The 22,714-nt window shown below is 36.2% G+C and carries 17 protein-coding genes; 8 read left to right on the top strand and 9 right to left on the bottom strand.

Features of this window, described 5'->3' with window-relative positions:
* Positions 1-176 precede the first annotated feature (176 nt).
* Genes lipA through G9Q29_RS10075 form a run of 3 tightly spaced genes read left to right on the top strand, consistent with a single transcriptional unit; the run spans position 177 to position 4,281 of the window.
* A complete protein-coding gene (gene lipA / locus G9Q29_RS10085) occupies positions 177-1,046 on the top strand; it encodes a lipoyl synthase (protein ID WP_166136576.1) in 870 nt (289 codons plus the stop codon).
* A gap of 52 nt (positions 1,047-1,098) precedes the next feature.
* On the top strand, positions 1,099-2,091 hold the full coding sequence (gap, locus tag G9Q29_RS10080; protein WP_166136573.1) for a type I glyceraldehyde-3-phosphate dehydrogenase: 993 nt from the start codon (positions 1,099-1,101) through the stop codon (positions 2,089-2,091).
* 24 nt (positions 2,092-2,115) lie between these two features.
* Positions 2,116-4,281, top strand: coding sequence for a tetratricopeptide repeat-containing hybrid sensor histidine kinase/response regulator (locus G9Q29_RS10075; RefSeq protein ID WP_166136570.1), 2,166 nt, complete (start codon positions 2,116-2,118; stop codon positions 4,279-4,281).
* 99 nt (positions 4,282-4,380) lie between these two features.
* On the opposite strand, the gene G9Q29_RS10070 is transcribed toward G9Q29_RS10075, so the two are convergent.
* Positions 4,381-5,193, bottom strand: a complete 813-nt coding sequence (locus tag G9Q29_RS10070) for a purine-nucleoside phosphorylase (RefSeq protein ID WP_166136567.1) — start codon at positions 5,191-5,193, stop codon at positions 4,381-4,383.
* Positions 5,165-6,202: a tetraacyldisaccharide 4'-kinase gene (lpxK, locus tag G9Q29_RS10065; protein WP_166136564.1), complete on the bottom strand. Its 1,038-nt coding sequence runs from the start codon at positions 6,200-6,202 to the stop codon at positions 5,165-5,167. The genes G9Q29_RS10070 and lpxK overlap by 29 nt, the downstream gene beginning before the upstream one ends.
* A 92-nt stretch (positions 6,203-6,294) precedes the next feature.
* On the opposite strand from lpxK, the gene G9Q29_RS10060 reads away from it, so the two are divergent.
* The 4 genes from G9Q29_RS10060 to rluF all read left to right on the top strand — a co-directional run bounded on the left by G9Q29_RS10060 (position 6,295) and on the right by rluF (position 10,047).
* Positions 6,295-7,389, top strand: a complete 1,095-nt coding sequence (locus G9Q29_RS10060; protein WP_166136560.1) for a Nif3-like dinuclear metal center hexameric protein — start codon at positions 6,295-6,297, stop codon at positions 7,387-7,389.
* 3 nt (positions 7,390-7,392) lie between these two features.
* The gene (locus G9Q29_RS10055; protein ID WP_166136557.1) at positions 7,393-8,172 is read left to right on the top strand and encodes a zinc ribbon domain-containing protein; all 780 of its coding nucleotides are present in this window, start codon (positions 7,393-7,395) and stop codon (positions 8,170-8,172) included.
* Positions 8,173-8,209: 37 nt separating this feature from the next.
* Positions 8,210-9,055 carry an alpha/beta fold hydrolase gene (locus G9Q29_RS10050; protein WP_166136554.1) on the top strand — a complete coding sequence of 282 codons (846 nt, stop codon included), beginning with the start codon at positions 8,210-8,212 and terminating at the stop codon, positions 9,053-9,055.
* Positions 9,056-9,234: 179 nt separating this feature from the next.
* A complete protein-coding gene (gene rluF / locus G9Q29_RS10045; RefSeq protein ID WP_166136551.1) occupies positions 9,235-10,047 on the top strand; it encodes a 23S rRNA pseudouridine(2604) synthase RluF in 813 nt (270 codons plus the stop codon).
* Between the two features lie 117 nt (positions 10,048-10,164).
* Here the strand turns inward: rluF and G9Q29_RS10040 are convergent, their stop codons facing one another.
* The 7 genes from G9Q29_RS10040 to argS form a co-directional block, all read right to left on the bottom strand.
* A complete protein-coding gene (locus G9Q29_RS10040; protein ID WP_166136548.1) occupies positions 10,165-11,550 on the bottom strand; it encodes a DUF4153 domain-containing protein in 1,386 nt (461 codons plus the stop codon).
* Positions 11,551-11,602: 52 nt separating this feature from the next.
* Positions 11,603-11,896, bottom strand: coding sequence for a winged helix-turn-helix domain-containing protein (locus G9Q29_RS10035; protein WP_166136545.1), 294 nt, complete (start codon positions 11,894-11,896; stop codon positions 11,603-11,605).
* Between the two features lie 2 nt (positions 11,897-11,898).
* The gene (locus G9Q29_RS10030; RefSeq protein ID WP_166136542.1) at positions 11,899-12,513 is read right to left on the bottom strand and encodes a hypothetical protein; all 615 of its coding nucleotides are present in this window, start codon (positions 12,511-12,513) and stop codon (positions 11,899-11,901) included.
* Positions 12,514-12,605: 92 nt separating this feature from the next.
* Positions 12,606-13,532, bottom strand: coding sequence for a magnesium transporter CorA family protein (locus tag G9Q29_RS10025; protein ID WP_166136539.1), 927 nt, complete (start codon positions 13,530-13,532; stop codon positions 12,606-12,608).
* A 221-nt stretch (positions 13,533-13,753) separates the two neighbouring features.
* A complete protein-coding gene (locus tag G9Q29_RS10020; protein WP_166136536.1) occupies positions 13,754-14,635 on the bottom strand; it encodes a bifunctional 5,10-methylenetetrahydrofolate dehydrogenase/5,10-methenyltetrahydrofolate cyclohydrolase in 882 nt (293 codons plus the stop codon).
* A 68-nt stretch (positions 14,636-14,703) separates the two neighbouring features.
* Positions 14,704-16,062 (bottom strand): signal recognition particle protein, encoded by a 1,359-nt coding sequence (ffh, locus tag G9Q29_RS10015; RefSeq protein WP_166136533.1) that lies wholly within the window; start codon positions 16,060-16,062, stop codon positions 14,704-14,706.
* Positions 16,063-16,201: 139 nt separating this feature from the next.
* Positions 16,202-17,995 carry an arginine--tRNA ligase gene (gene argS / locus G9Q29_RS10010; RefSeq protein ID WP_166136530.1) on the bottom strand — a complete coding sequence of 598 codons (1,794 nt, stop codon included), beginning with the start codon at positions 17,993-17,995 and terminating at the stop codon, positions 16,202-16,204.
* Between the two features lie 191 nt (positions 17,996-18,186).
* On the opposite strand from argS, the gene G9Q29_RS10005 reads away from it, so the two are divergent.
* Positions 18,187-22,473, top strand: coding sequence for a T9SS type B sorting domain-containing protein (locus G9Q29_RS10005; protein ID WP_166136527.1), 4,287 nt, complete (start codon positions 18,187-18,189; stop codon positions 22,471-22,473).
* Positions 22,474-22,714: the final 241 nt, after the last annotated feature.

Here is a 22,714-nt window from a genome sequence, read left to right as displayed (position 1 = left end):
TAACTTTCAAATCATTTTTACCTTTGAAAGGAATATTTCCAATACCAAGGAAACGAACAATTGTTAAATCTATCTTTAGGAAGGTTAATACAAGGTAGAACGACCACTAAAAGGCATTTTACATTAGGATATCTTCAAACAAGATTCGCTATCTTTGTACTTTGAAAAAATAAAATATGGAAACTGTTTTAGATACTGCTTTGCCAACTGGAAAACCGAAATGGTTGAAAGTAAAACTACCAATAGGTCAAAAATATACTGAACTAAGAGGTTTAGTTGATAAATATAGCTTAAATACAATTTGTACATCAGGAAGTTGCCCAAATATGGGTGAATGTTGGGGCGAAGGCACCGCTACTTTTATGATTTTAGGAAATGTATGCACACGTTCTTGCGGATTTTGTGGTGTTAAAACTGGCCGACCAGAAACCGTAGATTGGGATGAACCAGAAAAAGTTGCTCGTTCTATCAAAATCATGAATATCAAACACGCAGTAATTACAAGTGTAGATCGAGATGATTTAAAGGATGGAGGATCAATCATTTGGATTGAAACGGTAAAAGCAATCCGTAGAATGAACCCAAACACAACACTTGAGACTTTGATTCCAGATTTTCAAGGTATAGAAAGAAATATCGATAGAATTGTAGAAGCTAACCCTGAAGTAGTTTCACACAATGTTGAAACAGTTCGTCGACTTACGCGCGAAGTTCGAATTCAAGCAAAATACGATCGTACCCTTGAAGTATTACGCTACCTAAAAGAAAAAGGTATCAATCGTACCAAGTCAGGTATAATGCTTGGTTTAGGAGAACAAGAAGAAGAGGTTTTTCAAACCTTGCGAGACCTAAGAGCTGCCAATGTAGACGTTGTAACAATTGGTCAATATTTACAACCTAGTAAAAAACACCTTCCGGTAAAAGAGTTCATCACGCCAGAACAATTTGCAAAATATGAGCAATACGGATTGGAACTTGGTTTTCGTCATGTAGAGAGCGGCCCATTAGTTCGTTCGTCATACAAAGCACAAAAACACATTTTGTAAACCGCAAAACACAAATACAAAATGTGTGCGGCATCTTTAGAATTTTACACTTATGATTAGAATTGCTATAAACGGTTTTGGAAGAATCGGTAGAAATTTATTCCGATTACTCCTTAATCACCCAACCATTGAAGTTGTGGCTATCAATGATATTGCCGACAAAAAAACAATGGCACATCTTGTTAAATACGATAGTATACACGGTGTTTTATCCGAAACTGTAAGCCATGATGACATAGGTATATCTGTTGGAGGTAAAAAAGTACTTTTTTTTCACGAAAAAAACATAGCGAACTTAAACTGGAAAGATTGTAACATCGATTACGTTATTGAATCAACTGGTAAGTTCAAAACCTACGAAGAACTATTCCAACACATTGAAGCAGGTGCAAAAAAGGTGATTCTTTCTGCTCCATCAGAAGTGGACACCATCAAAACTGTAGTACTAGGAGTAAATGAACACATTTTAGATGGTTCTGAAATTATAATATCAAATGCGAGTTGTACCACAAATAATGCCGCTCCAATGATACAGGTCATCAATGAGCTTTGTGGTATTGAACAGGCATACATTACCACCATACACTCGTACACTACTGATCAAAGTTTACATGATCAACCACACAAAGATTTGCGAAGAGCGCGCGGCGCTAGTCAATCAATAGTTCCCACTACCACGGGTGCTGCAAAGGCTTTAACCAAAATTTTTCCAGAATTTGAAGGCAAAATTGGAGGATGTGGAATTCGCGTTCCTGTTCCTGACGGTTCACTTACAGACATTACTTTTAATGTCAAAAAAGCAGTGAGTATTGAAGACATAAACATGGCCTTTAGAAATGCAGCAGCAACCAGTTTAAAAGGAATTTTAGATTACACCGAAGATCCAATTGTATCAGTTGATGTTATAGGAAACAAAAATTCATGTATATTTGACGCTCAACTTACTTCGGTTATTGATAAAATGGTAAAAGTTGTAGGTTGGTATGACAATGAAATTGGATATTCATCTCGAATAATTGATTTGATCCTATTGACATCTCAATAAAAAATTAACCCTATTAAACTGCGCATGAAATACTCTTTTTTGTTTATTTTAATGCTAACGCAATTGCTTTTCTCTCAAAAGAAAGAGCAGAAAGATAGCATATTGCTATACAGTCAGCAATCTGAAGCCGCAGTTCAAAAAAACAACTACAAGAACGCCTTAAATCTTACTCAAAAAGCCATCCAATTGGCCAGCAACGCTAATGACGTTTCTTCATTAGCATTACAACATTTTAATTTAGGAAAGCTTTTTTTTGACCTAAAAAAATATAAAGATGCACGAGAGTCGTTAGAAAGAAGTTACCGGTTCTTTAATGCGGTCCCACCTACTTTGGCTGCTGCCAAAATGCATTTTTATTTAGCTACAACTTATCAAGAATTATCCGATTATAAAAACGCTGCTGCCCATTTAGATAAAGCAAATAAGCTACATCAAACTTTAAAATATACCGATAAAAGCGAGAGAGTACTACTTCAAAAAGGTTTACTCTTAGCAGCCAAAAAGAAAAACGCAGAGGCAGCAATTGTTTTTGGTAAAATCATTGCACAAAATGATGCAATCGAATTATTACCTGCAAAAGCTACTGCCTTGTACCAAGTAGGAAACTTTGAAATCGAACAAAAGCACTATAATTTAGCGATCAATTATTTAGAGAAAGCCTTAGAACTAACTCAAAAAACAGATGATTTAGAACTTAAAACAGCGGTTTTACTTGCTTTGAGTATTGCTCACGATAAAATTTTAGACAAGAACAATGCCTACACCTATTTGAAGTTGCACCTCAACCTAAAAGAACGATTGGCAATAATTACAAACGAAAGATTAGGCATTGACGATTACACTCAATTCAAAGAATCTGAAAAACTTAAAGAAATTAAGGCGCTCAACAACGAAACTCGCGAGCAACAAAAAGCTAATAAATTTTCAAAGCTCATTAGCATTTTGGCAATTGCCTTAATTTCAATTTTATCATTATTGAGTCTTTCTCTTTACAAAAACAACATCATTAGAAATCAATCTAATTTATTGTTGAAAGAAAAAAACAACGAATTAGAGCTCGCCAAAAACAAAGCTGAAAAAGCATCGCAAGCCAGAGCAGAATTCTTATCTACAGTTAGTCATGAACTTCGTACTCCTCTGAATGCCATCAACGGTATCACGCATTTACTTTTACAGGAAAATCCAAAAAAATCACAAATTGACTACTTGAGTTCATTAAAGTTTTCTGGTGATTACCTGACGAAATTTATTAATGAAATTTTAGAGATCAACAAAATTGAATCACAAAAACTAGAAATTGAGCAGATTCCTTTTAACTTAAAACAACTTTTGAGCAATATAAAACATTCTTTAAAAGAATTAGCAATCGTCAACAATAATGAATTCAGTCTAGAAATTGACGATACTATTCCGGATTACCTTGTTGGCGACCCTACAAAGTTATCTCAAATTGTTTTGAACTTGATCAACAACGCATTAAAATTTACCAAAAATGGAGTGGTTTACGTGCGTGCAAAATTAGAAAAAAACGAAAATGAAACTGCTTTCATATACTTTGAAATCACAGATACCGGAATTGGTATTCCTGCTGATAAGTTAGAAAGTGTTTTTGATAGTTTTTCTCAAGGATCAATTGAAGTAAATCGCAAATATGGTGGAACTGGTTTGGGATTAACCATTGTAAAAAAGTTGATCAAAATTCTTGGAGGTGAAATTCAATTAAGCAGTATAGTAAACAAAGGGTCTACTTTTTCTTTTACTCTCGGATTTCAAATTGGCGAAAAACCCGCAACCGTAATACTCTTGGACAATGCTGTTGACAATAAATTTTTGGCCAACAAAAAAATCTTATTGGTTGAGGACAATAAAATCAATCAGATGATCACAAAAAAGATGCTCCACAACAAGAAAATTGTTTGCGAGGTTATCGATAATGGTGAAGAAGCTATTGAGAGGATGCGCAAATCAAGCTTTGATATGGTTTTAATGGATGTGCATTTACCGGGAATAAACGGCACTATTGCTACTCAAACTATTAGAAATTTTAACAAAACCACACCAATAATTGCTTTAACTGCCATTTCTCTTCACGAAAATCGTGACATGCTTCTTTCTTTTGGTATGAATGATGTGATTACAAAACCATTTATTCCTGATGAATTTTACAAAATAATTGCTCAACATATTTAAAGCAGTGGTGTACTTTTAAATCACAAAGAATTTAAAGTTGTTTTTTGACCATCCTGGCAATACTCAAAATAACAATATTTATTGCAATACGATCTAGTATTAATAATTCAAGATCAATTCTTTAATTAAACTACGCACTTTAGGTTCAGCTGCTTTAGCTGCTTCTAATACTTCGTCATGAGAGATGGTATCAATACTTTCCGCATTTCCCATATCTGTAATTACAGAAATTCCAAAAGTTTCTACATCCATATGGCGGGCCACTATCACCTCTGGCACAGTTGACATACCAACGCAATCGGCTCCAAGAATCTGAACCATTTTATATTCTGCCAAGGTTTCAAATGTAGGACCTTGTAAACCAAGATAAATTCCTCTCTGAACGTCAATATTTAAATTTTCAGCAATTTCCGTACCTTTTGCAATCATTTTTCGAGAATACGGCTCACTCATATTTACAAATCGAGGACCGAATCGCTCATCATTTTTCCCTCTTAGCGGATGTTCAGGCGTCATGTTGATATGATCTGTAATCATAACAATAGATCCTACTTGATAATTCGGATTTACTCCGCCTGATGCGTTAGACACGACTAATTTATCAATTCCTAAAAACTTCATCACGCGTACCGGAAACGTAACTTCGGTCATTGAGTAGCCCTCATAATAATGAAAACGACCTTGCATGGCTACCACTTTTTTGGTGCCAATTGTACCAAACACCAAAGCTCCTTGATGCCCTTCGACAGTAGAAACGGGAAAATTAGGTATTTCATGATAAGGCAAAGTATGCAAAACCTCCATATCAGTTGTAAAACTGCCCAAACCAGAACCTAAAATAACACCGTATTCTGGCGTAAAATTGATTTTATCTTGAATGTAACTAACTGTTTCTTGTACTTGTTCCCACATAATTTAAAATTGTTTGATCAAAATCATTTCCTGATAAGGTTGCATTTGGTAAAAATACAGTTTGAATCGGCAGATAAAATAATTGGTCAACTGCCAACCTACCTTGCAAACGAACATAATCTTTTTCAGTAGTAATAATGATTTTGTTTTGAGCTATTTTTTTAATTTCTTCTATTTCTTTTTCACTAAAATTATGATGGTCCGGAAACGACAAACAAACATCATTGGTGTTTTTTAAATGATTAAAAAAAGGTTCCGGTTTTGCAATACCAGCTATCAATACCTTTTCAGTTTTTAAAATTGCAGCAACTGAATAAGTACTTGCTTCACCATAGACTTCATCATCGTAACCAATTGCAGTAAAATACAATTGTTGATTATCTCCTAATTTTAATTTCTTTTCTATCTCCTTTTGTTCCTGAGAACTCAAATCAGGAGGACATTTGGTTACCATTACCACTGCCGCTCGGTCTGCTCCACCCCTACTTTCGCGTAAGTTTCCAGTTGGTAACATCCAATCTGTCGCATACAAATCGCCATAAGCTGTGAGCAGCACATACATACCTGCTTTTACTTTGCGGTGTTGGTAGGCATCGTCTAACAAAATGACCTTCGGAATTTCGGCCTGCGAAAGTAATTGATTTATTCCATTATTACGGTCACTATCTACTGCAACTTGTATGTTTTTAAATTTTCTAAAAAACTGATACGGTTCATCTCCTAACAAACTGGCTGTCGCATTTGCTTTTGCCAAAACAAAACCTTGAGACTCCCGTTTGTATCCGCGACTCAACGTTGCCACTTTATATTTTGAAGATAATAACCGAATTAAATACTCAATCTGTGGAGATTTTCCGGTTCCGCCTACGCTCAAGTTCCCAACAGCAATCACTGGCAACTTAAATGAATACGATTGTAAAATTCCTTTATCAAAAAGAAAATTCCGAATACCCGTAACAGCGCCGTACAAAACAGCAAACGGAAAAAGTAGTTTTCGAAGTAAATTCATTTTACGAAAGTAGAATATTTTATTTTAATGTTCTTTTCTTTATTCGTTATTTTGTTCTTCACAAAACGCTCTACCTTTCAATTGAAACATTTATGAAAATCAAAGATATTATCCGTGTTCTCGAAGAAATGGCACCACTAGCCTATGCCGAAGATTTTGACAACGTAGGTTTACTTGTGGGCGACCAAAATGTTGAGGCCACGGGCGTACTAGTGTGTCATGATGCGCTAGAACATATTATTGAGGAAGCCATCACTAAAAAATGCAACATGATTGTGTGTTTTCATCCTATATTATTTGCAGGATTAAAAAAAATAACTGGAAAAACATACGTAGAGCGCGCCATCATCAAAGCCATAAAAAATGACATTGCCATTTATGCAGTACACACCGCTTTAGACAACCACCAAGACGGAGTAAACAAAATATTTTGTGATGCTTTACAACTAATCAATACCAAAATACTAATTCCGAAAGATCAATACATTCGCAAACTCACCAGTTTTGTACCACCCGAAAATGCAAATGTAGTACTCGAAGCACTATTTGCCGCAGGCGCAGGAACAATTGGCAATTATGAAAATTGTAGTTTTAGTTCCAATGGCATCGGAACATTTAGAGGAAATGCAAAAAGCAATCCGGTTCTTGGCGAGCGTTTTGAATTGGTAAAAGCCAACGAAATTAAAATTGAAGTAACCTACGAAAAACATCTTGAAGGCAAAATTTTAAAAGCTTTGCTAGAAAGTCATCCTTACGAAGAAGTTGCTCACGAAATATACACACTACAAAACAAGCATCAAAATATAGGTTTGGGTCAAATAGGAGAATTACCTGAACCGATGAGCGAAACCGATTTTTTACTTTTTGTAAAAGACAAAATGCAATGCGGTGGCATCAGGCATTCAGCCTTTACAGGAAAACCGATCAAAAAAGTAGCTGTTTTGGGAGGTGCAGGAAGTTTCGCGATTGCAAACGCGATTCGAGCAGGAGCCGATGCGTATTTAACCGCTGATTTAAAGTACCATCAGTTTTATGAAGCCGAAAACCAACTTCTTTTAGCCGATATTGGACATTTTGAAAGCGAACGCTATACAAAAAATTATATTGTAGAGTATCTTCGAAAAAAAATCCTTAATTTTGCCGTTATTTTATCAGAAGAAAATTCAAATCCAGTTAAGTACTTATAGAATATGGCGAATACGAAAGAATTAAGTGTTGAGGACAAGTTAAGAGCAATTTACGATTTACAGCTAATTGACTCGAGAATTGACGAAATCAGAAACGTAAGAGGTGAATTGCCTTTAGAAGTTGAAGATTTAGAAGATGAAGTGGCCGGTTTAAGCACACGTTCAGAAAAATTAAAAGGGGAACTTGAAGTAATTGAAGACCTTATTAAAGCTAAAAAAATTGCAATTGAGGAGCACAAAGAATCCATCAAAAAATATACAAAACAACAGGAAACTGTTCGTAACAATAGAGAATTCAACTCTTTAACTAAAGAAGTAGAGTTTCAAGAACTTGAAATTCAATTGGCTGAAAAGCAAATTAAAGAAATGAAAGCTTCTATCGAGCACAAAAAAGAAGTGATTGCTAATTCTAAAGAAAAATTAGAAGCAAAAAGCAACCACTTAAAACACAAAAAATCAGAGTTGGACGCTATCATGGCCGAAACTGCAAAGGAAGAAGAATTCTTATCTCAAAAATCAATTGAGTTCCAAGGACAAATTGAAGAGCGTTTATTAAATGCTTACAAAAGAATTAGAAGCAGCGTTCGCAACGGTTTGGCAGTAGTTTCAATTGAAAGAGGCGCATCTGCAGGATCTTTCTTTACCATTCCACCGCAAACTCAAGTAGAAATTGCTTCAAGAAAAAAAATCATCACTGATGAACATTCTGGAAGAATTCTTGTTGACAGCGTTCTTGCTGAAGAAGAAAAAGAAAAAATGGAACAAATGTTCGCTAAAATATAATACCTTTAAAGTCCCGATGATATCGGGACTTTTTTTTATGATCAAGCAGATAGTCTATAAAATATTTACCAAGTCAGTAGGTGCCTACATTAACCTACTCAGTTACCTTGCTCCAACAAAAGCCGTGCAACTCGCCTACAACTTGTTTAGCAAACCTCGTGATGGAAAGTTACAGTTTGACCAATTACCCACCGTACTGCAACAAGCCCAAACGCAAACACTTTCGTTTCAAGATCAAAAAATACAAACCTATACCTGGCCTGGCAACAGTCATGTGATTTTATTGGTACACGGTTGGGAGAGCAACGCCTCGCGCTGGGAAAAACTCTTGCCTTACCTCACTAAAACCGGCAGCACCGTTGTAGCTCTTGACGGACCTGCGCACGGACTCTCTAGCGGAACAACCTTCAATATTCCGCATTACGCCGAATTTTTACACCAAGTGGTACAGCATTTTCAACCACAAACTTTAATCGGACACTCGCTAGGTGGCAAAACCTGTTTGTACTACCAATCCGTTTACCAAAGCGATAACTTAAAAAAAATGGTTATACTTGGCGCTCCGAGCGATTTCAAGATAATTTTAGACAATTACATCGCACTATTAAGTCTCAATTTTAGAGTTTTAACCGGCCTAAAAAAATATTACCAAGATGTTTTTCAACTCAATACAGATGAGTTTGCAGGACAACATTTTGCGAAAAATATTTTAACCCAAGGACTTTTAGCCCATGATGAGCAAGACCAAGTAGTACTCATTCACGAAGGAAAGAAAATCGCAACCTCTTGGAAAAACGCTACTTTTATTACCACAACTGGTCTCGGACACAGTATGCACGATCACAATTTATACGAAAAAATTAGTCAGTTCATCCAAAATTAGGGCGTGCCGCCGCGGCGACCAGGCTATTCACTACAATCTTTTTTGGGCAAAAAAAGCCCCAAAAAAGGATTTCCGCTGCTATCCTTCACGCAAATCCGTCGTAAAATTGACACCTCAGATCTACAACCAATCTCACAATCAATAGCTATTTTAAATTGCAAATTCATTACTTTTGCAGCATGGAAGATCAATTAAAACGCCTCAATAAATTCATTGGAGAAACCGGTTTTTGCAGCCGCCGCGAAGCGGATAAAATCATCGAAGAAGGTCGTGTTACCATCAATGGTGTTGTACCCGAATTAGGGACCAAAGTTGGTCCTCATGACGAAGTACGTATTGACGGCAAATTAATTCGTGAAAAAACAGAAAAATCAGTATATCTTGCCTTCAACAAACCAGTAGGCATAGAGTGTACCACAAACCTAGATGTACACAACAATATTGTAGATTACATCAATTATCCAAAGCGTATCTTCCCAATTGGGCGTTTAGACAAAGCCAGTGAAGGATTGATTTTCATGACAAACGATGGCGACATTGTAAATAAAATATTGCGTGCGCGTAACAATCACGAAAAAGAATATACCGTTACCGTAAACAAACCCATCACTGATCGTTTCATTGAAAGAATGGGCAATGGAGTTCCAATTTTAGACACCGTTACCAGAAAATGTAAGGTAGAACAAATTAGTAAATTTACTTTCAAAATCATCTTAACCCAAGGTTTGAACCGTCAAATCCGAAGAATGACCGAATATCTTGGCTATGACGTAACTGCCTTAAAACGCATTCGAATTATCAATATTTCACTCGATGTTCCTGTGGGGCGCTACCGTGATTTGACCGATTCCGAGATAAAAGAACTCAACGCCCTTATCGAGCCATCCAGCAAAACAGAAGAAGCTAGTTTACCAAAAGTAGAAACGCCAAGAAAGCGCACCGAATTTATAAAAAGAGACGATCCTAGGTTTAAGAAACGTGGGGATTATTAAATTACTTTTTTTAATAAACCTCAATTGATTACCCGTAACAAAATAGTGTTTTTAAACATATCATTTTTTAAAACCAAAAAGCCAAATCTTGTTTGAATAAGATTTGGCTTTTTTTTGTTACTTAGACTGCAATGTTTCGTAATACAACACTTTCGATAAGAATGACTGTTCTTGACACTCTTTAATTTCATCTTCGCGATACATTTCAGGCTGTTGACCATCTAACTGATTTTCTTGTAAATAGTCTCTCCTACTTGAGTCATTAAACTCTAAACGACTTATAAAAACCGGATCTACTCCTTTATTTACAGCTAAATTATAGCTAGTTATTAATTGTCCCCAGTTCACAAAACTGCACAATAAAAGTACCCCATACACATACCAAACCATATGATTAAATAAGTACGCATTGGTTTTTTGTAAACTAATTTTCAACCACGTATATAATAAACTGATAAATACTAAAATCAGAAAGGCAAAAACGCCCAATCGCTTATAGGTTAAACCAAACTGCTGCACATATTCCATATTTTTTAAAGCGGCAGACAAAACAAGTACCGCATTCAATACCACCCAAATTTTAGCTAGTACTTTCAGTTTATTCGTTGTTGCATCAAAAGTAAACCTAGCTCGAAAGTACAGTAAAATAAGTCCCACAGCCATTAAAACCGAAACAATAACGGCGTTAACACGTTCGTGAGTTGCCGCACTTAACTGCGTACGATTTTGAATTTCAAAAAACTGTTCGTAATTGTACGTCACGATAAAAAACAGCAATAAAATATTCAACAAAACAAAAGTAATTTCACCGCTTTTCCTTTGAAAGTCAAAATCAAGCCATGAAAACGAAGTATCACTTTCATCGTACGAGTTGCTTTCAAATTCATTTTCTAATTGGGAATTAAAACTGATACAAAAATCAGGAACCCAAAAATTCCAAAAGCTAAACGACACATAAAGCCCGAGTACAGCGATAACAATCAATTGAAATACATTAACATCTAGCGTATAGTCATTAAACACAGAAGAAAATAAATCACTACCAAAAGCATATACTCCAAAAAACAATCCGATAAAAAGAAGTGGAATTAAAACAAATGCAACCAATTTCTTTGCAAAATCACCTTGTACCTCTTGTTTAGGAAGCCATTGACTAAACATCAAAATACGTCCTAGCGAAGCAAAACTATTGACAATAATAACTACAAAAACTTGAATGATTTTAAGTTTTGCATGTTGCGTTTTATACTGCAATGACAATAATGAAAGTGAAAGTGCTAAGAAAGAAGGAAAATCACCATACCAAGCAAATGCCAAACACGATAATATTGACGTGATAAGTAAAGCTTTAGTAGTCAATGAATTCAATGACTCCCGATAATTATACACTAATAAAGAAATAAGCAAAAGCCCAAAAAGTGCCAGATTGAGGCCTAAATTTTGGTCATAAAAAAGGATTGTAAAAATGGCAGAACTCACAAAAATTAAATGATGTTTTTTCATAATAATAAATATAAAGCACTTTGTATTTCAAAGTGAGTGGTTAAAAAAAAGTTTATTTAGGTTTCCATAATTTTTCTAAACTACTCAGGTGCGCCGTAAATGCAGCACGCCCAATGTTGGTCACTCGATACGAGGTTTTTGGTTTTTTACCTACAAATTCTTTCTTGATTTCGATATAACCCACCTTTTCTAATGTAGCCGAATGGCTGGCCAAATTTCCATCTGTTGTATTTAAGAGCGCTTTCATCTCTGTAAAATCGATCCAATCGTTTACCATCAATACGGACATTAACCCTAAACGGATCCTGCTTTCGAAATTTTTATTTAACTGGTCGATTATACCCATGATTAGTCGTACTTTTTAAACATAATAGTTCCGTAAACTATATGTAAAACTCCAAAACCAAGGGTCCAAAAAATCAATCCATATCCTAGAAAAAATAAAGAAAGACTACCAAGAAATAATTGAAAGTAACCTAAATACTGAATATCTGAGTACGTATACTTACCCGCATTGACCAATGCTAGTCCGTAAAAAAGTAAAGTAGCAGGCGCTAAAAAGACAAAAAGACCATGATAAACTAATGCCAAACAAAACACGCCACCAACTACTAAAGGAATTGCCAATTGCAAAAGCATCATTTTGGTGGTAGAAGTCCAAATTGGTAAATTGTTTTTCTTGCTCTTTTTATAAGTGAATAGAAATCCTGAAAAAAGGGCTAGTACTAAAACTAAAATCGCCAATACGATAAGTCTGTAAATCAAATCATCAGTGTACACCTTTTCCAGTCCATCAAAATAAGACATCTCATTTGACTCAAATAAAAAAGCTGCATAACCCGCACCAAGTAGCGCAAATACTCCTGCGAAAACACCTGACAATCCGCTTAAGGAAATAAACCTTGAAGAACGTTCCATCATGGAACGAATGTGAACTAAATCTTCTTGCATATTGTGACTCATAATAAAAGTACTTTGAACTACAAAGTTATTGTTTTTAATGTATAATCCAAGAAAAGAAAGAAGAAAAAATAATCTTTTTTAAATAATGCTTTTTAAAACCATCTTTTCTTTTTGAACAAAAATACTCCAAAGCACGAAAGCATAATAGATACGGCAATTACAATCCAGATGCCATAGCGGTTGTTCTCTAAATCGTTGGGAACATTCATGCCGTATAAACTGGCAATCAAGGTGGGAATCATCAAAATAATCGAAATTGAAGTCATTTGCTTCATAATCGTATTCATATTATTTGATATCACAGAGGCGTATGCATCCATTGTACCGGTTAAGATGTCACTATAAATATTGGTGGTTTCTTGGGCTTGGCGCAATTCTATTTCCACATCTTCTAATAATTCTAAATCAAAATGCTCTTTTTGAGATTTGATATTTTTGATGCGATGCAGCAAAATATCATTGCCTTTCAAGGAAGTCATAAAGAAAACCAAACATTTTTCTATTTGGAGTAAAGCTTGTAATTCTTCGTTTTTGATTGATTTTTCTAGATTATCCTCGGCTAATTTTATCTTTTGATTGACTTGTTTCAAGTATTTCAAAAACCAAACACTAGAGGATAACAATAGCTTGAGCACCAAATCAAAGTTGTCCTTAATATCGATTTTTTTACGTTGGGTGTAAATCACAAAATCAGAAAGCATTTCTGTTTTATGAAAACTAATGGTGATACAAACTTCACTTTTGAAAACAACACCAACAGGAATCGTATGAAAAGGCAACTTTACATCGTTGCTTTTCACAGGAATTCGCATGATAATCAGCGTCCAACCATTTTCAATTTCTATCCTTGGTCTCTCGTCAATATCTTCAATGTCGTTATAAAATGCTTCGGGAATTTGTAATTCTTCAAGTAAGTATTTTTTTTCTGCTTGGGTAGGGCATTCGATATTGATCCAGCAGTTTGGAGTCCAATTAGTAGTGGCACTTAATCCGTTGTTGTTTTTGTAAAAAGCTCTCATTTCAAAATTCTATAGGTTTATGTATAGCCTCCTGAAAATAGTTCAAGTGCTACATTAGTTTAACATTTCCGAATAATAATCGTCCATTACCATTTATTTTTTAGTGGTGCAAAAGTATTCTTTAAATTTAGATTACAAGCTTTTGCTAGGTTTATTTTAAGGTCTTCTTAAGACAAAAAAAAGCCTCAAAAATAAATTTGAGGCTTTCTATGTAAAATTTTTTATTTATTTCTCTTCATTTCCCTTGCCAAGAGTGTGTTTTTTAGCAACATGGCAATAGTCATAGGTCCTACTCCACCTGGAACTGGGGTGATGAATGATGCTTTTTTGCTTACTTGATCAAAATCGACATCACCAGTAATAACATAACCTTTTTCGTGGTTATCGTCAGGAACGCGCGTAATCCCTACGTCAATAACTACAGCGCCAGGTTTTACCATATCCGCTTTTAAATAATTAGGAACACCCAAAGCTGTGATAATAATATCGGCCTGAATAGTAATTTCTTCTATATTTTTGGTGTAACTATGTGTAAGTGTAACTGTTGAGTTACCGGGAAAACCTTTGCGCCCCATCAAAATACTCATTGGCCTCCCTACAATATGGCTACGCCCAATAACAACAGTATGCTTTCCTTTTGTTTCAACTCCGTAGCGATCTAGCAATTCTAGAATACCAAATGGTGTTGCAGGAATAAAAGTGGTCATGTCAAGCGCCATTTTCCCGAAGTTCTCCGGATGAAAACCATCAACATCTTTACTTGGGTCAACTGCCATTAAGACTTTTTGCTCGTCAATTTGTTTTGGTAAAGGCAATTGCACAATGAACCCGTCAATTTGCTCGTCTTCGTTTAATTCTTTGATCTTTTTAAGCAATTCAATTTCTGTAGTGGTGTTTGGCATTTTTACCAAAGTAGACTCAAATCCTACTCTTTCACAGGCTTTTACTTTACTTCCTACGTAAGTTAAGCTTGCGCCATCATTCCCTACAATAAGTGCTGCCAAGTGAGGAACTTTCTCACCATTGGCTTTCATTTTTTGTACTTCAACAGCAATTTCGCTTTTGATGTCTTCTGCTGTTTTTTTTCCGTCTAGTAGTTGCATTGTTGTGTTGTTTAATATAGTAAAGACAAAAGTCTTAAAATCATGACGACTTTAAGACTTTCTAAATTTTATTTCATTCCCGGCATTCCTGGCATTCCGCCTTTCATACCGCCCATCATTTTCATTAGGTTTTTTCCGCCCGGACCTTGCATCATTTTCATCATTTTGCTCATTTGGTCGAACTGCTTCATCAACTGATTGACTTGCTCGATTTTAGTTCCAGATCCTTTTGCAATTCGCGCTTTTCTTTTCACGTCAATTACAGCGGGCTTACTTCTTTCTAATGGAGTCATCGAGTGGATGATGGCCTCAATATGTTTGAAGGCATCGTCCTCTATTTGCACATCTTTCATGGCTTTTGAAGCACCTGGTATCATTCCTACCAAATCCTTCATATTACCCATTTTCTTTACTTGCTGAATTTGAGATAAGAAATCATCAAAACCAAATTCATTTTTGGCAATTTTCTTTTGAATTTTGCGCGCTTCCTCTTCGTCAAACTGCTCTTGTGCACGCTCAACAAGGGAAACTACGTCACCCATACCCAAAATTCTCTCGGCCATACGCACAGGATAGAAAACATCAATTGCTTCCATTTTTTCACCTGTACCTACAAATTTGATTGGCTTGTTTACAATTGTCTTGATAGAAAGCGCTGCTCCACCACGAGTATCACCATCTAATTTTGTTAAAATAACACCATCAAAATTCAATCTGTCGTTGAAGGCTTTGGCAGTATTTACGGCATCTTGACCCGTCATAGCATCAACAACGAACAAAGTTTCTTGTGGTTGAATGGCTTTGTGTACGCGCTCAATTTCGTTCATCATCTCTTCATCCACAGCCAAACGACCAGCGGTATCGACAATGACAACATTAAACCCATTTGCTTTCGCATGTTTTATTGCGTTTTGAGCAATTTCAACGGGGTTTTTATTTTCTGGTTCTGAATATACCTCAACACCGATAGAATCCCCAACAACATACAATTGCTGAATCGCCGCAGGACGGTAAATATCACAGGCAACCAAAAGTGGTTTTTTATTCTTTTTAGTTAAAAGGTAATTGGCTAATTTTCCAGAAAAAGTAGTTTTTCCAGATCCTTGCAAACCTGACATCAAAATAACAGATGGATTACCTGACAAATTAATTCCGGCTACATCGCCACCCATTAATTCGGTTAATTCATCTTTAACCAATTTCACCAATAATTGACCTGGTTGCAACGTAGTTAATACATCTTGACCAATAGCTTTTTCTTTTACTTTGGTGGTAAAATCCTTTGCAATTTTAAAATTGACATCGGCATCAAGTAACGCACGGCGCACTTCTTTCAAAGTGTCGGCTACGTTTACTTCGGTAATTTTTCCGTGACCTTTAAGTATGTGAAAGGCTTTATCTAGTTTATCGCTTAAATTATCGAACATAGTATTGATTTATTTTGAAATGCAAAGATAAACTAATTAGGAAATTAGGCAATTAGAACTTTACATTATTAGTAAGGCTTTTTACGCTTTTTGAAAACAAAAAAACGACCGCAGAAAGCAGTCGTTTTGGATCTTTATTTTACATTCTCTCAGGAACATTAATCCCCAGTAATTTAAAAGATGCCGCAATAGTATCGGCCACTTTTTTAGACAGTTGTACTCTAAATTTTTTCTTTTCTAAATCTTCTTCACCTAAAATAGGCACTGCTTGGTAGAACGAATTGTACTCGCGAACTAAGTCATAAGTATAATTGGCTAACAATGCCGGACTGTGATGCTGAGCCGCATTTTGTATCACTTCAGGAAACAACTCCAATTGTTTTACCAATTCTTTTTCTTTTTCATGCAATGAATCTAATGAAACTTTATTTGAATAATCAAAGGTCGCTTTACGAATAATCGATTGAATACGAGCATAAGTATATTGAATAAACGGTCCTGTGTTTCCAGCAAAATCAACAGACTCTTCTGGATTAAAAAGAATTCGTTTCTTTGGATCAACTTTTAAAATATAGTATTTCAAAGCACCTAAACCAATGGTGCTATACAATTTCGCTTTTTCCTCGTCAGAATAGGCTTCTAATTTCCCTAAATCTTCAGCAATTTTTTGCGCGGTGTTTGTCATTTCTTGCATCAAATCATCGGCATCGACAACAGTTCCCTCACGAGATTTCATCTTTCCTGATGGTAAATCTACCATTCCATATGACAAATGATATAAATTTTTAGCCCATTCAAAGCCTAATTTTTTCAAAATCAAAAACAACACCTTAAAATGGTAATCTTGCTCATTCCCTACAGTGTAAACCATTCCGCCTACATCTTGCATGTCTTTCACACGTTGAATTGCAGTACCAATATCCTGAGTCATATACACAGCAGTACCATCTGAACGCAACACAATTTTACGATCGAGACCTTCATCTGTTAAGTCAATCCACACAGAACCATCAGGATCTTTTTCGAAAATTCCTTTTTCAAGTCCAATTTGAACTACATCTTTCCCTAATAAATAGGTATCACTTTCATAATAGTAACGATCAAAATCAACTCCTAGATTTTTGTATGTAATGGCAAAACCATCATAAACCCATTGATTCATTTTAGCCCAAAGTGCCTTCACCTCAGCATCACCAGCTTCCCATTTTTGAAGCATTTCTTGAGCTTCGAGCATAATTGGCGCTTGTTTTTTGGCTTCTTCTTCGGTTTTACCCGCGTTCATTAGTTGCGCTATTTCTTCTTTGTACGCTTTATCAAAAGCAACGTAATAGTTTCCAACTAATTTATCTCCTTTTAAACCAGTTGATTCAGGAGTTTGATCATTACCAAATTTTTGCCAAGCAATCATCGATTTACAGATATGAATTCCTCTGTCGTTGATGATTTGGGTTTTGTAAACTTTTTTACCAGATGCTTTAATGATTTCGGCTACAGAATATCCTAACAAATTATTACGAACGTGCCCTAAATGTAAAGGTTTGTTAGTGTTTGGCGACGAATATTCAACCATTACTGCAGTCGCATCAGCAGTTGGAGAGACAAAACCATAAGATGGATTGTCTTTGATACTGCTGAAAAAATCAAGATAGTAATTATCCGAAATCACAATATTCAAGAAGCCTGACACTACATTAAAACCGCTTACTTCTGGCAGATTTTCTACAAGATAATCACCTATTTTTGTTCCTAATTCTACGGGATTAGAAGCGCCTGGAGCACCTTTTAAAACTTTTAGTAAAGGAAAAATAACCATTGTAATATCGCCTTCAAATTCTTTCCGAGTACTTTGAAATTCAACTTTATCGATTGTAACTTCAAATAAAGCTTGGACAGCTTTTTGTATAGACGGCGTAAGAATTTGTTGTAATGACATTTTAAGTGTTTATTTAAGTGTGCAAAGATAGGTATAATGCCGGAAACTCGAAATTGCTTGATGATATATTTATAGGAATTGTAAGTCTGAAAAATAGTTTACAGAAACCAGCCTACGAACAAAACCAATTGAAAAGAGGTTAATTCAGCTAATTTGATTATTTTTGAGTAACAAACACAACAAACTTAGATATGAAAAAATTACTTATTTTCATTTCGCTCTTGTCAACCTACCAGCTTTATTGTCAATCCGTTAGTATTAATACAACTACCTACAGTACAGAACAATTAGTTAACCAAGTGCTAATCAACTCTCCTTGTGTTACCGGAACTAATATCCAATTCCGTACCGGAACTTCATTTGGATCGAGCAATGGTATTGGTTATTTCGAGAACAGCAATCCCAATTTCCCATTTGCGAGTGGTGTAGTTTTATCAACGGGAGATGTCAACAGAATTCCTGGACCCAATAACACCATTTTGAGCGATGGCACTACCGCATGGGCTGGTGATACTAGTCTTGAATCAATTCTTCTTTCCCAATCAGGAGTTTCCATAAACTCAATCAATGCGAGTTTTATTCAATTCGATTTTCAACCAAAAACAAGTAATTTCAATTTTTCATTTTTATTTGCCTCCGAAGAATACGGAACTTCACAATGCAACTTTTCGGATGCATTTGCGTTTTTGCTCGAGGATCTTACTGCTAGTGGCGCTGCGCAAAACTTGGCAGTAATTCCTAATACCACTATTCCTGTATCTGTCGAAACTATCAGAGACATGACATATAACCCCAATTGTCCTTCAGCAAATGCTAACTATTTTGGTGCATTTAACGGTAGTGGCTTTGGACCAGCAATAAACTTTAACGGCCAAACCATCCCTATGCTTGCATCTGCAACAGCACTGGATATTAATCACGTTTACCGTATTAAAATTGTCATTGCAGATGGCGGGGCCAACACGGGTTACGACTCAGCTATCTTTTTACAAGCCAATAGTTTTAATATTGGTCAAGATGTTTTAGGATTAGATTATACTATTGCCAATAATAGAGCATTTTGTCCAGGAAGTACTTTGCCTATTTTGTCTGCAGCAGGTTTGGCAGCAGGTACCACATTTTCGTGGAGCAAAGAAGGTGTAGCAATTTCACCTGCGCAAACGGCAGAGACACTTGACCTCAATGATTTAAATCCGCTTATCGGACCGGGAATACATCGTTATACTGTCACCTACCAAGAGCCTGGTTGTGTGGCTGTGACCGATGATATTCTGGTAGAAATTTATCCGCAAGTTGGAATTTTACCTGTTTTGCCAAATCTATACAGCTGCGATACCGGTGCAAGTAATTATACTTTTGACTTGACACAAATGAGTAACATAATCCTAGCAGGAATGAATCAAGAAAACAGCGCATCCGGAGCCAGCGATGACTTGCCTGCATCAACCATCATCTCTTATCACTCATCACAAGCTGACGCGGAGGCCAACATAGGAGGACTTACTACAAGTCAAACTATTACAAGCTCGCAAAATGGAATAACATTTTATGCACGTGTACAAAACCCAACAACGCTATGCTTTGAGGTGAGATCGTTTCAACTTCAAGTCGTAGATTCTCCTCAAATTACTGCACAACCTGTTTCATTAAACTTGTGTGCTAGAAATTCATTCGAATCTCCATTGAGCGCTATATTCGATTTATCAGCTGCGATTTCAGACATCATCGGTACACAAGATACAACGTATAATCGAATCAGTTTTCATTCCTCATCAACAGGAGCCAACAACAATACAGATATAATTGTTCTAGAAACAGGTAATCAACTTTTGAGTACAACAGCCACTATTTGGGTGCGATTACAAAACATTTCCGAAAATAACTGCTTTGTCACAACCAGTTTTCAACTAGTTGTAGATCCTTTACCATCAATCGATATTCTACCTGATGTTATTGTTTGTACTGCATACGCATTACCCAATTTGAGCAGTCCCGGGGCACAATATTGGACAGGGCCCAACGGAACCGGTACTCAACTTTTTCCAGGAAACACAATTACCACCACAACGAGAAATTTATACGTTTACAATCAGTCGGCACTTTGTACCAATCAAGACCCTTTTAATGTTACAATAGCCGATTTGGATGATATTACCCCACCTTCAGGCACTTATTGCACACAATACCAATTGCCTGAATTACCTTATGCTAGTTATTATACGCTAAGTGGAGGACCAACCACCGCTGGAAATGTAAATTTACCTGGAGGAACTATCATCAATAATGGAGGAAACAATACAATTTACGTTTGGTTCGAAGATACAATCAGTACCCCTAATTGCACTGTGGAACGACAATTCACAATAACAATTATTCCTTTTACACCATTGCCTACCTATGCCAACCAATTTGCCTGCTCAAGCTACATCATGCCTATTGATACTAATGGAGCTACATATTATACCGGAAGCAACAAAACAGGTTTTATAGTTTTGCCTGGCACAATCATTACAAGTACCACTCGGATATACGCGTACAAAGAAAGTTTAACCTTACCAGTAAACTGCGTCTCAGAAGAATCGTTTGAAATTTTTATTGGCCTTCCGAGCATTAGCCCTCCTACAGATGTTGACTCATGTTCTTCCTACCTTCTTCCAGCACTAACAGTAGGCGAATATAGAACAGCCGCTGCAGGAAACGGATCAGTAATCCCTGCAGGTACTCTAATTAATACGACAACTACTTTATGGTTCTATGTTCCCGGACAAAATTGTACCGATAATTTAAATTTCACTATCACAATTAATATCGAACCATTACCAAATTTCCCAGATACTGCGCCGCAATGTGATGTTTATTTTTTACCTGCCGTGCCGCATGCTGGAAACTACTACACAGGCTCATTAGGAACTGGACAATTACTTGCTGTTGGATCACCAATTATCACATCACAACGAATCTATTTTTATGACAGGGCTCCAAGTGGAACTTGTTTTGTCGAAGAAGATTTTTTTGTAACAATAAACAGTTCGCCTCCTGTTGATGCAAAACCAACTGAAGTAATTCGCTGTGGACAACCTTACATTCTAGACGATCTAACAAACGGGGAATACTATGCCTTTTCTGGCGGACCATCAAGCACTAACCCAGTGTTGCCAGCTGGTACAGTTATCGATTCTTCTCGTACGATTTATGTTTATGCATCAGCAATCAGTCCTAATACTTGCGTTTCTGAATACAGCATTGATATTTTAGTGACTTTTGTTAACGAAATTGACGATCAATTTGCATGTAACAGTTATAATTTGCCACCAATAGGAGGTATGGGAAGTTATTACACAGCACCCAACGGTCCGAATGGTACAGGCGTTCTACTGACACCTCCTTACAATCCTGTCACCACCACGAGTACATTTTATGTTTTTGTTGAAAATAACAATCGAGTAAATTGTACAGACGAAGATGCTTTTACAGTTACAATTTACAACACACCTGCAATTGCCCCGATTTCTCCGGTTACCCGCTGTGAATCGTATGCATTACCCGCGTATCCTGCTCAGGTGACGCGATATTTTCGCAATTCAGGTGGACCAAGTACAACAAATACTGAATTTTTCCCCAGAGATGTAATTACTAGCTCAACAACAATTTATGCCTATGGCGAATCAGGTACCACAGCAACTGTGCTATGCCCTGCGGAACAACCATTTGCAATTACAATAACAGATAGCCCGCGACCTACTTTAACAGTACCATCAATATGCATCGATACTGCAAACGGAACCACTACCAATGCCGTAATAGAAAGTGGCTTTTCGGCACCTCAATATGACTTTGAATGGCGCGACGAAACTGGAACCCTTGTAGGTACATCTTCCAGCTTTAGCACAAACCGCCCAGGAAATTACACGTTAAATGTAATCAATCTTGCTATTTTTGGGTGTTCGTCAGGACCTGTGCCTTTTGAAGTTGTTGCCTCTGCGTTACCAACGGCTATCACCTACACAACTAGTAGTTGGTTTACTGATAATCAAACATTAACAATTATCCCGAGCATATTAGTTGGAAGTGAAAGTGTTTTTTCATATTCGCTTGACGGCGGACCTTATCAAGATAGCCCTGTTTTTACCAATGTACCAAGTGGCCGACATGAAATTACAATTTTAGAAAACAATTGTGGCTTGGTTACCGCTCCTATTTTTATCAGATTAATTTCTAGTCCAAAGTTCTTTACACCGAATAACGACGGTTATAACGACACCTGGAACATCAGCGGAATACCAAGAGAAGGAATTCTAAATCTTTATATTTTTGATCGCTACGGAAAACTTTTAAAAACACTCGACCCTAATGGCAACGGTTGGGACGGTACTTACAACGGAAATCCAATGCCAGCCGATGACTATTGGTTTACAATTTCTTATATTGAAGATAACGTCCAAAAAGAATACAAATCTCATTTTTCATTGAAAAGGTAAATGCTAACTTCAACGAAGCAAAAAATAAAAATCAAATAAAAGTTGACATAATGTGTAACAAACCCATCAACAAGTAGTCTTATATCTAATATGTAATTATAAAGTTACGTCCACATTATTAAAAAAAACTGGCTTTACAATTATAACAAATGCAGTTTCATAACGAATTAGCATTGATTTTAGTAGTTAATTATCAAAAAGAAAACCCGGAGTTTGCCAACTTCGGGTTTTTGATTTTATG

Source organism: Flavobacterium turcicum (assembly GCF_011365745.1).
In the GTDB taxonomy this organism is placed as follows: Bacteria; Bacteroidota; Bacteroidia; order Flavobacteriales; family Flavobacteriaceae; genus Flavobacterium; species Flavobacterium turcicum.
Note: the sequence above shows the minus strand (reverse complement) of the source record. Positions and strands in the feature narration are given on the sequence as shown.